Raw genomic sequence first — 12361 nt, 5'->3', positions numbered from 1 at the left:
CGCTGGATCAGGCAGCGTCAGCCCCCACGCGCAGGCGGTCATAGGCGAGCATTTCGTCGGCGTCCAACGCCACGATGTAAGGCTCGACCGGCTTCTTGAAACTGACCATGCGGCCGTCTTCGTCTTTCTTCAGGTGCGTGTGGCAGAACCAGTCGCGGTCGTTGCGCAGTGGATGATCGACGCGGTGGTGGTAAAGGCCCCAACGGCTTTCAGTGCGATACAGCGAAGCGCGGGCGGCCATCTCGGCGCAGTCACGGATCACGCTGACTTCCATGGCCCGCATCAGTTCGTGAGCATTGTTGGCTTTCAGTTGGTCGAGATCGCGCTCGATGTCATCAAAGCGCTGCAAGCCGATCTGCATCTTTTTGGTCACTTTTGGCGGTTGCAGATAGTCGTTCACAAAGCGCCGCAGCTTGTATTCGACCTGCGCCGGTGGCAGGCCGTGTTCGCGATCCAGAGGCGCATAGACCCGCGCCTTTTCGCGTTCGATCTGTTGCGCATCAACGCTGCTGAAATCCCGCACCGCGACGTAATCCGCCGCGTTGTTGCCGGCGAACCAGCCATACGTGAACGCGCCGAGCATGTAATTGTGCGGGACGGCTGCCATGTCGCCCGCTGAATACAGGCCCTTGACCGACGTTTCCGCACGCTCGTTGACCCACACCCCCGAGGCGGAATGCCCGCTGCAAAAGCCGATTTCCGAGATGTGCATCTCCACCATCTGGCTGCGGTAATCGGTGCCGCGATTGGCGTGAAACTGCCCACGACTCGGGCGCTCGTTGCTGTGCAGGATTTCCTCGATGTTCTGGATGGTTTCTTCAGCCAGGTGATCGAGCTTGAGAAACACCGGACCGTTGCCGCTTTCAAGTTCCTGGTGGAACTCCCACATCATCTGGCCGCTCCAGTAGTCGCACTCGATGAAGCGGTCGCCCTTGTTGTTGGCCGTGTAGCCGCCCAAGGGGCCGGTCACGTACGCGCACGCGGGGCCGTTGTAATCCTTGATCAGCGGGTTGATCTGGAAGCACTCCAGATTCGCCAGTTCTGCACCGGCGTGATAGGCCATTGCATAACCGTCGCCTGCGTTGGTCGGGTTTTCGTAGGTGCCCATCAGGTAACCCGACGACGGCAGGCCCAGTCGCCCGGCAGCGCCGCAGCAGAGGATCACGGCCTTGGCTTTGATCACGTAGAAATCGGCGGTGCGACAGTCGAACCCCATGACGCCGTTCACTGCACCTTCCTCATCGGTGAGCAAACGGGTGCAGACCACTCGGTTGGTGATGGTCACCCTCGCCCGCTTCAACTGGCGGTACAACACTTTCTTGATGTCGTGGCCTTCGGGCATCGGCAACACGTAGGCGCCCATATGGTGGACTTTTTTGACGGCGTAATCGCCGGTCTCGTCCTTCTCGAACTTCACGCCCCAGCGGTCCAGTTGCTCGATGGTTTCGTAACTGTGGGTCGCATAAGCGTGCACCGCCGCCTGATTGACGATGCCGTCGTTGGCGATTGTGATTTCCTTAGTGTATTGCTCAGGCGTGGCGTGGCCGGGAATCACGGCGTTGTTCAAGCCGTCCATGCCCATGCTGATGGCGCCGCTGCGCTTGACGTTGGCCTTGTCGATCAGCAGCACGCGCAGGTTGCGATTGCGTTCCTTGGCTTTGATCGCCGCCATCGGTCCGGCCGTGCCGCCGCCGATCACCACGATGTCGTATTCCTGTTCCAGCACTTGGCGCGTCATCACTAAGCCTCCGGGTGATGCTGGATCGCACCACTTGTCATAACGAGTTATGCCGTGAGCATAAAGAGCTTAAGCGCGGATGTAGAAATACCGTTTGGCTATAAGGTTATTCGTGGCGTCAGCTGGCGTAGGTCAATGGCAATTGGGTCGTGGATTTGATTTGCTCCATGGCGAAGCTTGAACTGATGTCGGTGATGCCCGAGAGTTGAATCAGCTTTTTATACACCGCGTCATAGCCGGTAATATCAGGCACAACGATACGTAACATGTAATCCGTATCGCCCGCCATGCGGTAACATTCCACCACCTCAGGCAGCGTGGAGATAAGGTCGTGAAAGCGTCCAAGCCATTCGGCATTGTGCTGATTGGTACGTATCGCAGCGAATACGGTGACGTTGACGTTCAATTGGCCGGGGTCCAGCAATGCAACGCGCCCCCTGATCATGCCCTGCTCTTCGAGCTTCTGAACCCGACGCCAACACGCGGTGCTGCCCAAGCCAATGGCGTCGGCGATTTCTGCAATGGGACGGGTACAGTCGGCCTGAAGAATGCCGAGAATGGCTTGATCGAATTTATCCATCGTAAGGTGTCGACTCGTGTGAAGGTTATGACCAATGGCGATAAAGATAAGCCGAATCTCGCAGTCCTCGAAACTTTATTCTCTAAAGCACGGGCAGATACGAAAAATATTCTAACCAGCAGCCCAATCAGCGTTGAGTAATCAATTTTTTTTCAGGTCCACGCAGGTAACATTTTTCCCATCACGGACAGCGCGGATTTCTCCCCCATGAGCACACTTCCTTGTTACTTCGATTACGCCGCCACCACCCCTGTCGATGACCGTGTCATCCAGGCGATGGTCACCTGCCTCGGTCGCGACGGCACCTTCGGCAACCCCGCCTCCAACTCCCACGCCTATGGCAATCTCGCCCGCCAGTCAGTCGAACTCGCACGCCGTCAGGTCGCTGAGCTCGTCGGCTGTTCAGCCGATGCAATCATCTGGACATCCGGGGCCACCGAATCCAACAACCTCGCGATCAAAGGGATTGCGCAACGCGCACCTGCCCAGCGTCGCCATCTGATCACCAGTCGCATCGAACACAAGGCCGTGGTCGACACCGTGCGTCAGCTTGAGCAGGCGGGCTTTCCCGTGACCTGGCTTGAACCCGACAGCGCCGGTTTGATCCGCCCCGACGCCGTTCGCAATGCCCTGCGGGATGACACGCTGCTGGTGTCGCTGATGCTGGTGAACAACGAACTCGGCACGCTGACCGACATCGCCACCATCGGCGAGATGCTCCGTGCTCAGGGCGCGCTTTTCCACGTCGACGCCGCACAAGGCGCAGGCAAGGTGGCCATTGATCTCAACGCACTGCCTGTGGACCTGATGTCGTTCTCCGCTCACAAAATCTACGGCCCGAAAGGCATTGGCGCGCTGTACGTCGGCGAGCGTGCCCGTCCGTTGCTCGAAGCGCAGATTCACGGCGGCGGGCACGAACAGGGTTTCCGCTCCGGGACGCTGGCCACCCACCAAATCGTCGGCATGGGCGCGGCCTACGCGTTGGCCAGCGCCGAGATGGAGGACGAAGTGCAACGCATCGGCGTGCTGTCGGCCCGTCTGCGTGACGGCCTGCTGCAACTGCCGGGGGTGAGCCTCAACGGCGATCCGCTACAACGCGTGCCGCACACGCTGAACATCTGCGTCGACAAGGCCGGATTCAATGCCATGAGCCTGTCCAGCGATCTCGCCGTGTCGTCGACGTCGGCCTGCAACTCCGCCAGCAGCGGTGCTTCTCACGTGTTGTTGGCGATGGGTCTGAGCCCCGCGCTGGCGGGCAGCAGCTTGCGTTTGAGCCTGGGCCGTTACACCGAGGCGGCAGATGTCGATAAGGCGATTGAAGTGATTGCGGGTCGCTTGAACAGCCAGGCGAGCACCTTCTGGTGATCGCCCGTGGCTGATCGTTCAACAAAGTAACCTCTGGAGGTTACATTTGGGAAAGTAATCTTTCGGGGTTACTTTCCGGACAGTTTCAGCACCGCCAGGCCGATGGCGATGCTCGTAGTAAGAACCACCGCCATGTCCATTAGCAATGCGAATCGTGAGGCAAGGGCGTAGCTTCGCATCGTTTTCACGCCCGCATCCTGCAATATCCCCCACGCGACGGCAAACGCCCCCCCCCCGACGCCCCCCCCCAAAAAAAATTCTCGGCGAAGAAATCGGTGAGCAACTTGTACGGTGAATCTAGGCGTCTGCTTGCGGACATCAGCAATGTGCTTTTTCATCCCGTCCGTTTTTGGCCGGAGAGTGCTAAGACCGTCGCTAGTGGGACTTCTCGGCACCGAACTTGGAACCAACACTCAGACGCCGCTTATCGCGTTAATGCCATAAGCACGCTGTAGTAATCGCTAATCAATATAGATTACGCATTCCACTTAGGTTGAACGCCCTGCTATTCTGCAACCCAGATATCTATATCTCACTAAGGCACAATATCAAAAGTTCGAAAACAACATCGCCATCGCCGACCCATCTATTATTGCGTTTAAACATCAATAAAAAACAGTGCGAATCCGCATTCTATTTAGCTCATACTTGCACAGCGTGTTACATGGAGAGTTATCATGAAAAAACGGAAAAAAACAAATTCTCAACTGGATAGCCCGTCTTTAGCGCCAGCACATTTGGCCTGGCATTGCGGGACTAGCTTGCCTGAGTCAGCCCCCTCTACTGGTCACTCAAACTCGGCCAAGCCAGACCGCTCAAAAGCCACTTCCTATCAGAATACAGCTATATTTTCATCCGACTCAATCATGCTGGAAACGCTTTCCTTTAGAAAGAAAGCTACCAATGAAGTTATTGGCAGTGCATCAACAAAAGCAGGTACTGTTGAGCTTTATGCTGAAGGAGTGTGGCGAGCGATTGGAGAAGTCGACCTTAACGGTCGATTTAGCAACGCTAATGTTCCGGAAAATTATTTGTTACACCCAGACACCATTCGTGCGCGCGTCACCACAGGCGATATTAGCTCTCATGCCGTCGAAGCCACCGCTGATTTTGTTCATGCACGTGCACGATGGTTCGGCCCGACCGCAAATATGGCCGCAGACCAGGACTATTACCAATGGCGCCTGAGGTGGGCTGACTATCAGCCTACCGGATATCGCATGTCGGCTAACTCCGCAACTTCGATTTGGCTGGAGGGTGATGATGAAGCCGTATGGGTATTGGTGGGGGTACAAGGACTTGCAAATCAAATGGATCGAGCTTCACAAACTGAAAACATGCGCGAGACAAGGCTGAAACGTGGGCGGAATACGGTATCAGACCCTTTGGGAGGACTCGTTCATATCCGTAACAATGGGCGAGCCCGTTGCCATATTGTTTTAGATGGAAGCACACGACCGATTCCGTTCTGCTCAAATACTTACCCAGAAGAATTCATCCGCATGCTTGAAAAAAGCGATGCATTGTCAGAGGTACAACTGGCGGGTGATCGGGTGGTTATCACGAGCTATGCTGATACTTATAGAAACTATGCCCACGCGAACCCTAATGAAATCATAACATCCCACGAAAAAGTGTTGAGTATTGAAGCAATGGCCGCAGGACTGGATGGCTCATCTCCCCTTCATACCCGAAGCAACATGTGGATACATGCAGTAGAAGCAGCATCAACAGTTATGCCCAGCGCAACGACTGGATATATAGCACTCCCCCATGGGAGCGCGCCAGGAAATGAATACATGACTGCATTACTGGGAGCGGTCGCTCATCGCCGATGGGTCACGCTACACGAATACGGGCATCACTTTCAAAATAGATCAAATAGCCCGCAACCTCTATTTGATGAAAACTCAGTAAACATCTATGCTTTGGCAGTAGGAAGAGTACATGAGAATGATTACAGTGATGAATTTCCTCGGAGATGGCCAGCCTTGAAAACTTGGCTCGCCCAGCCTCGCGACCAAAAGACATACTCCGAGTCGCCCGACACTCACGCAATATTCGAACAACTCAGGAAAGCTTTTGGTGACGATTTTCTCCCCAAATGGGACCGTTATACGAGAGAAAATCCAGTTCAATCAGGGGATCTGATAACCTTTACAACGTCGCTATCTAAGGTCGCGAACTGCAATTTGGCTGATTTCTTTGCGGAATGGGGGGTCATTAAGCCTAGCGACCCGACCTGGAACGCTTTGCAGGCTCTGAACCTTTCACGGCCGCCCGCCGACCTTACAAAGCAAATCCCCTATACCTGATTGATAGGACAGATCAAGCAGATACTCGCCTGGCGACCCAAACAACTGGCAGGCTTTTTATTTTTCCGCACGTGCTGGGAACTCCGCTAATAGGGTGCAGATTTCCGCACTTGGCTCGTCTCTGGCACAATCGCCCATCGTTTTGTCGAGACCGTCACGAGCATGGACCTGAACAGCGTTTATCAGCGCCTGAACACCGGCAGCAAGAAGTGGAGCCAGTACCCGGAAGACGTGTTGCCGATGTGGGTGGCGGACATGGATTTCCCGGTGGCCGAGCCGATCGTGCAAGCGCTGAAAAACCGTCTTGAACACCCGCTGCTCGGCTACTCGGTGGCGCAGGACAGCCTGCGCCAGACGTTGGTGGCGCACCTGGCCCGTCACTACGACTGGGTGATTCAACCCGAAGACCTGGTGTTCCTGCCCGGCGTCGAACCCGGTGTGAACATGGCGCTCAACACCCTGGTGCCCGCAGGCAGCGGCGTACTGGTGCAGACGCCCAACTACTCGCCACTGCTGCACGCCCCGGCGAACTGGAAGCTGCCGCGAGTCGACCTGCCGCTTCACGTCGACGCCAATGGCCAATACCCCACCGATATCGCTGCGCTGAACAATGCGCTGCTGCAGTCACGCGCCCTATTGCTGAGCAATCCGCATAACCCGCTGGGCAAGGTCTTCGAGCGCGACGAGCTGCGCGCCATCGGCGAGGCCTGCGTGCAGCATGACGTGCTGATCATCTCCGACGAAATCCACGCCGACATTCTGTTCGACGGCCGTCGTCACACCCCGATTGCCTCCCTGAGCCCGGAAATCGCCGCGCGCAGCGTGACCCTGATGTCCGCCAGCAAAGCCTGGAACATCGCCGGCATGAAGACCGCCTTTGCCGTGGTGCAGAACGCCGAATTGCGCGAGCGCTTCAACGCGGGCCGCCTGGGGTTGGTGGACAGTGTCAACGCGCTGGGCCTTGAGGCGACGCAAGCCGCCTATCGCGACGGCGCTGAGTGGCTGGCACAGGTCAATGCCTACCTGCAGGACAACCGCGACTACTTGGCCCACGCCTTGGAAACCCGCTTCCCCGGTATTCGCATGCACCTGCCGCAAAGCACCTATCTCGCGTGGCTGGACTGCTCGGCGCTGGACATTCAGCACCCGCAGCAGTTTTTTCTCAACGAGGCCAAGGTTGCTCTGAGCTGCGGCCTGGAGTTCGGCGACGACTGCGGCCAGTTCGTGCGACTGAACTTCGGCTGCCCTCGGCCGATGCTGGAAGACGCGCTGGCGCGCATGGAGCGCAGTCTTCAACGGACCTGAGCTCAGCCGTAGAACGCGCCGGACAGACCGGCGTGTCCGGTTTCAAAAATATTTGAGCCAAGTGATGTCCCGCCGACGGGCTTTGAGGTCGGCAAACCAACGAACGGCTGGAAATAACGCGAGCGTCATCGCTGCCGCGCACACCCACAGCGCCGACACCGAATCGAACCCGAAATACGTCCCCTGATTCGCGCCCCACACCGCCAGCGCGATCAGGTAAAGCACTTTGAGCACATACAGGTGCAACAGGTAAAAAAACATCGGGGCAGCGCCGAACGTCACCAAGGGTTTCAACCAAACCTTTTGTGCGCCACGTTCCAGCCAGGCAAGCATCAGCAGTCCGAAGCCCAGCGTGAAACTGATGAACAGCAGTGAAGGCGGGTATTTGGTGATGTTGAGCAGGCTCATAAGGGTTTGGGTGGTTGTGTCGCCCGGCGTCCATGGTTTCTCCCCGTAGCCGTTGAGGCCGCGTAACGCGAGAAACAGCGTCAGCAGTCCGAATCCCGAGACGATGAGGTTCATTTCACGTTTTTGCGCATCCGCGCCGTGAGCGAACCAGGGCCCGACCGCGTACCCCACAGCGATCACGCCGATCCAGGGCAGCACCGGGTACGACGTACGCAGACGCAGGCTATCGCTGACCTCAATCCAACCCCGGTCATGCAAAATGGCCCACGGAACGTGCAGCCAGGAATCGGTGCCGAAATGCACGCCGTCCAGCAGGTTGTGTCCGCCAATGATCGCCAGCCCCAGCACAGCCAACACGCTACGGGGCAAAGCGACCAGAACGGACAGCGCGAGCATGCTCAGCCCGATGGCCCAGATCACCTGCAGGTAGATCACCGACGGCGGGAACTGGAAAGTCCAGGCAACGTTGACCAGTGTCAGTTCCAGCGCGATGAGCACCAGCCCGCGGACGAACAGGAAGTGCGCCACACCTTTAGTACCCGCATGACGCTGGCCGTACAGAAACGCCGAAAGCCCTGTCAGAAACACGAACAGCGGCGCGCAGAAATGGGCCAGCGTGCGGCTCAGAAACAGCTCAAGGCTGGTGCTGCCGACGTCCATCGGGTCAGTCACCTGACGATGCAGGAAAAACGTCTCACGCACGTGATCCAGCAACATGAACACGATGATCAGGCCCCGCAGCGCGTCAATCGACTGCAAGCGGCTGTGCCGGACGGGCGCCTCGACGGCCGCCGCCGATTCATCGATAGCGCGCTCGTTTTCGTAGGCAAGGCTCATGCAAACTGCCCTCGGGCCGGGCTCATCCCGCTGTAGGAAGCGGAGGCGACCGCGTCGTGAGGGTGCAGGCTTTCGAAGTGGCGCACTGAGACGCTGCTGGCGGCAAAGCGCCCCGTCAGCGCCTGCTGAACCTTTCGCGCGGCATCTTCGACGTACATCAGGTTCTGCCCGTTGAGACGGGCGAAGGCTTGCTCGTCGGCGCGCTTCACGGCGGTCTGCACCGGCGTGCCCAACGCGTCTTCGATGACGTCAATCAACCCAAGCAGCCCCAGGCGTTCAGCGTCCTCATCGACATTCACCTGAACCCGCGCCACGCTGCGCTGGCTGTGCGGTGTTGCGTGGGAGCCATTCCGGCGAAGCCAGGTCGCCACGGCGTCGGCATCCACTGACCCTGAACCGAAATGCCCGGTGAACGCCTGCTCCAGCAATTGCCGCGACAGCGCCGCCGAGCACGGGCAGGTCGAAGAATAGGTGACGTCCACACTGACCGTCAGCGCGAGCCGCCCTTCCCTCCACTGCGCCTCAACCACCACCGGATAGGACTTCCAGCCGCTCAACCCCTGCGTGATCAAGGCAGGCCGTTTGCTCAGCAGGTCGAAGGACAGACGAACGCTCGCCTGCGAGGAATGGCAATCGGCGTGACTGGACACCATCAATTGCAAGAGTGCGGCGAGGCTCGCCGGGCTGACGGCGTGGTGCTCGGCAAAGCGGTCGAGCAGCGTGTACAGCCGTGACATGTGAATGCCCTTGATCTGTGGCATCGGCAAATCCACCTGCAAATCCGCACGGGCATGAATCGGCGCGCCAACGCCAGGTTCATCGAGGATCAAAGGGATATCAATGCCTCGCATGCCGACCCAGTCCAGCGGCAGCAGCGATTGAGAGAACTCGGAGGAGGCAACGTCGGGAAGCGGAGTGTTCATGTAAGGCAGGTTCTCGCAGCATCAGGACAACGCGAACCGGAGAAGGCTCGCCGCAAAGAGTTATAACATAACACTCGCGACATGCCCGATGACAACCAAAATCTGTGCATCAAACAAACGGGCGAGGCAACTGCGCTGCCTCGCCCGTGTTTACTGTGTTTTTACTGTGTGACCCTTACACCTCAATACCCCAGCGAAAGCCCGGTATTGCGACGTGGGTCATTGGCACCGTAGAAGCGGTTGTTGCCCACCGGCTTGCCACCCAGCGAAGGCGCGCCGACCAGAATGGCGGCCAGATGATTGGCGTCCTGAGGCGCGCCGAATTTGTGGCCCCAGCTTTCGAGAATCTTCTGCGTGTCAGGGCTGACGGCGAAGTTTTCGAGGTTGGTGGTTTCAGGCATCCACTGCTGGTGGAAACGCGGCGCATCTACCGCTTCCTGGATGTTCATGCCGTAGTCGATGACGTTGAGCATGGTCAGCAAAGTCGCCGTGATGATGCGGCTGCCGCCCGGCGTACCGACGACCATTACCGCCTTGCCATCCTTGGTGACGATGGTCGGGCTCATCGACGACAACGGCGTCTTGCCCGGGGCAATGGCATTGGCTTCGCCCTGCACCAGACCGTACATGTTCGGCACGCCGACCTTGGAGGTGAAGTCATCCATTTCGTCGTTGAGGATCACGCCGGTCTTGCTCGCCATCACGCCCGCGCCGAACCAGTCGTTGAGGGTGTAGGTCACGGAAACCGCGTTGCCCCACTTATCGACGATGGAATAGTGCGTGGTGTTGTTGCCTTCGTGAGGCGCAACGCCCGGTTTGATGGCCTGGGAATCGCCGGCTTTTTGCGGTTCGATCGCGGCGCGCAGTTTGGTGGCGTAGTCACGGTCCAGCAGGTGCGCGATCGGGTTCTTCACGAAATCCGGGTCGCCGAGGTAGCTGTTGCGGTCCACGTAGGCGTGACGCATGGCCTCGATCTGATAGTGCATGCCCTGGGCCGAGTGATAGCCCAGTTCCTTCATCGGGTAGCCTTCGAGGATGTTCATGATCTCGCAGATCACCACACCACCTGAACTCGGAGGCGGCGCCGAGACCACGTGGTAGCCCCGGTAATCGCACTCGATGGGCGCCAGTTCGCGGGTTTTGTACTTGTCGAGGTCGGCCTGAACGATGATGCCCTTGCCCGCCTTGCTCGAATCGACGATGGCCTTGGCGACCCAGCCCTTGTAGAAACCATCGGTCCCCTTGGCAGAGATTTCCTTGAGGGTTTTTGCCAGGTCCTTCTGCACCAGCTTGTCGCCAACCTGCATCGGCTGGCCTTTGTTCAGAAAGATCGGGGTCAGGTCTTTGTCAGCCTTGAACTCGTCTGTCGCGGTGTGCAGCAGATCGATGTCGCCCTGCTCCAGCGGGAAGCCGTTTTCGGCGAGTTTGATCGCCGGTGCAATGACCTCGGCCCGCTTCTTGGTGCCGTATTTGCTCAGCGCCATTTCCATGCCGGACACCGTGCCCGGTACCCCCACGGCCAAATGGCCCTTGGAGCTGAGGTCCGGAACGACGTTGCCGTCCTTGTCCAGGTACATGTTGGCGGTGGCGGCCTGCGGGGCTTTTTCGCGGAAATCGAGGAAGGTCTTGCGGCCGTCCGCCAGTTGGATGGTCATGAAACCACCGCCGCCGAGGTTACCCGCAGCCGGGTAAACCACTGCCAGCGCATAACCTACGGCAACGGCGGCGTCCACCGCGTTACCGCCGGACTTCAGCACATCGACGCCAACGTGAGTGGCCAGATGCTGAGCGGTGACGACCATGCCGTTTTCAGCGGCAACGGGGGCGACGGAGGCGGCGTAAGTGGAGGAAAACGCGAGGGTGAGCGAGGTCGCAATGAGCGACTTGGCCAAGGGTTCAAACTTCATGAGTCGACTCTCTTTCTTCTTTTGAATGTGGAACAGCATTGGCGGGTCGAGCCGGATGGGGTCATACCCTCTCACGACTCGCCCGGCATCCTTGCGACTGCAGATGCACATTGGCTGGAGCTTTTTTTGCGACTGCGTACCGGCCCAAGACAGACCGATTCGCCGCACCAAAATAGCGCACAAAGAACAATCGACCTAGGGCCAATTACAAGATATTTCAGGGGATCGAAAAGACCGTCAGAAAAAGATGACTGTGGGAGCGAATTCATTCGCGAGGCGGCGTTACAGACACAGAGTTTTCAACCCTGCCAACGTCTCGCGAATGAATTCGCTCCCACAGGGGGGCGTCAGAACCAGCGATCGTTGCGTTTGCGGCCACGGGTCAGCGCTGGGAGGATCAGGCCCAGTAACAGGCCCGCCCCGGCAATGCTGCCGCCGTAGACCATGTAACGCATCAACACCTGGTTGTTCTCGTCACCCAGCTTGGCTTGGGTCGAGCGCAGTTCCGACTGGGCGTCGGTCAACTGGGCGTTGAGGTCTTTAGTGCGGGCTTCGAGCTCGTCGACGAGTTTCTTGCGGGAGTCGAGGGTCTCCTGCATGCCCTGGACCTTGGTCTTCCAGTCGTCATCGATGGTTTTGAGTTGACCGCTGAGGTCGGCGACCTGCTGGGTCAGTTGCGGCAGCCGTTCGGTCTGGCCGGGGACTTCTTGAAGATCGTTGGAGGGAATCCAGACGGTATCCCCGGAATTGCCGCGCACCTGGCTGTAATCGCCCTGGGTGTTGATCAGCTCGACTTTCTGCCCGGACTTGAGGGTGCCCACGATGCGATAACCGTCGGTGGGGCCGCTGCGGACATAGGTGCTGAGGGTGTCGCTGACCCAACGGTCTTTGCCTTCAGCGTGAGCCTGACCGGCGAGTCCGACGACCAACAGCGTGCCCATCAAACCGGCGCTGAGCAAACGGCGTCGAGCGCCCGGCAGTGG

General features: G+C 58.4%; 9 protein-coding genes. 3 read left to right on the top strand and 6 right to left on the bottom strand.

Features of this window, described 5'->3' with window-relative positions; all coding sequences use genetic code 11:
• Positions 1-7 precede the first annotated feature (7 nt).
• Positions 8-1738 (bottom strand): fumarate reductase/succinate dehydrogenase flavoprotein subunit, encoded by a 1731-nt coding sequence (locus tag AAEO81_RS16535; protein ID WP_341957880.1) that lies wholly within the window; start codon positions 1736-1738, stop codon positions 8-10.
• Positions 1739-1856: 118 nt separating this feature from the next.
• Entirely contained in the window at positions 1857-2318 is a 462-nt protein-coding gene (locus AAEO81_RS16530) for an Lrp/AsnC family transcriptional regulator (RefSeq protein WP_341957878.1), read from the bottom strand.
• 207 nt (positions 2319-2525) lie between these two features.
• On the opposite strand from AAEO81_RS16530, the gene AAEO81_RS16525 reads away from it, so the two are divergent.
• The 3 genes from AAEO81_RS16525 to AAEO81_RS16515 all read left to right on the top strand — a co-directional run bounded on the left by AAEO81_RS16525 (position 2526) and on the right by AAEO81_RS16515 (position 7303).
• The gene (locus tag AAEO81_RS16525) at positions 2526-3683 is read left to right on the top strand and encodes an aminotransferase class V-fold PLP-dependent enzyme (RefSeq protein WP_341957876.1); all 1158 of its coding nucleotides are present in this window, start codon (positions 2526-2528) and stop codon (positions 3681-3683) included.
• A 677-nt stretch (positions 3684-4360) separates the two neighbouring features.
• On the top strand, positions 4361-5998 hold the full coding sequence (locus AAEO81_RS16520; RefSeq protein WP_341957874.1) for a M60 family metallopeptidase: 1638 nt from the start codon (positions 4361-4363) through the stop codon (positions 5996-5998).
• Positions 5999-6160: 162 nt separating this feature from the next.
• Positions 6161-7303: a MalY/PatB family protein gene (locus tag AAEO81_RS16515; RefSeq protein ID WP_341957872.1), complete on the top strand. Its 1143-nt coding sequence runs from the start codon at positions 6161-6163 to the stop codon at positions 7301-7303.
• Positions 7304-7345: 42 nt separating this feature from the next.
• Here AAEO81_RS16515 and AAEO81_RS16510 read toward each other — a convergent pair whose 3' ends face one another.
• The 4 genes from AAEO81_RS16510 to AAEO81_RS16495 all read right to left on the bottom strand — a co-directional run bounded on the left by AAEO81_RS16510 (position 7346) and on the right by AAEO81_RS16495 (position 12319).
• On the bottom strand, positions 7346-8548 hold the full coding sequence (locus AAEO81_RS16510; RefSeq protein ID WP_341957871.1) for a DUF1624 domain-containing protein: 1203 nt from the start codon (positions 8546-8548) through the stop codon (positions 7346-7348).
• On the bottom strand, positions 8545-9471 hold the full coding sequence (gene folE2 / locus AAEO81_RS16505; protein WP_341957869.1) for a GTP cyclohydrolase FolE2: 927 nt from the start codon (positions 9469-9471) through the stop codon (positions 8545-8547). The genes AAEO81_RS16510 and folE2 overlap by 4 nt, the downstream gene beginning before the upstream one ends.
• Before the next feature lie 182 nt (positions 9472-9653).
• Complete coding sequence (gene ggt, locus AAEO81_RS16500) at positions 9654-11378, bottom strand: gamma-glutamyltransferase (RefSeq protein WP_341957867.1); 1725 nt, start codon at positions 11376-11378, stop codon at positions 9654-9656.
• 347 nt (positions 11379-11725) lie between these two features.
• Entirely contained in the window at positions 11726-12319 is a 594-nt protein-coding gene (locus tag AAEO81_RS16495; protein ID WP_341964550.1) for a TIGR04211 family SH3 domain-containing protein, read from the bottom strand.
• Between the last annotated feature and the right edge of the window lie 42 nt (positions 12320-12361).

It is taken from the genome of Pseudomonas sp. RC10 (assembly GCF_038397775.1).
Taxonomy (GTDB): Bacteria; Pseudomonadota; Gammaproteobacteria; order Pseudomonadales; family Pseudomonadaceae; genus Aquipseudomonas; species Aquipseudomonas bambusae.
Note: the sequence above shows the minus strand (reverse complement) of the source record. Positions and strands in the feature narration are given on the sequence as shown.

Coding starts and splice junctions, on each gene's coding strand:
- AAEO81_RS16535 (WP_341957880.1), bottom strand. CDS start 1,738: ATGACGCGCCAAGTGCTGGAACAGGAATACGACATCGTGGTGATCGGC.
- AAEO81_RS16530 (WP_341957878.1), bottom strand. CDS start 2,318: ATGGATAAATTCGATCAAGCCATTCTCGGCATTCTTCAGGCCGACTGT.
- AAEO81_RS16525 (WP_341957876.1), top strand. CDS start 2,526: ATGAGCACACTTCCTTGTTACTTCGATTACGCCGCCACCACCCCTGTC.
- AAEO81_RS16520 (WP_341957874.1), top strand. CDS start 4,361: ATGAAAAAACGGAAAAAAACAAATTCTCAACTGGATAGCCCGTCTTTA.
- AAEO81_RS16515 (WP_341957872.1), top strand. CDS start 6,161: ATGGACCTGAACAGCGTTTATCAGCGCCTGAACACCGGCAGCAAGAAG.
- AAEO81_RS16510 (WP_341957871.1), bottom strand. CDS start 8,548: ATGAGCCTTGCCTACGAAAACGAGCGCGCTATCGATGAATCGGCGGCG.
- folE2 (WP_341957869.1), bottom strand. CDS start 9,471: ATGAACACTCCGCTTCCCGACGTTGCCTCCTCCGAGTTCTCTCAATCG.
- ggt (WP_341957867.1), bottom strand. CDS start 11,378: ATGAAGTTTGAACCCTTGGCCAAGTCGCTCATTGCGACCTCGCTCACC.
- AAEO81_RS16495 (WP_341964550.1), bottom strand. CDS start 12,319: ATGGGCACGCTGTTGGTCGTCGGACTCGCCGGTCAGGCTCACGCTGAA.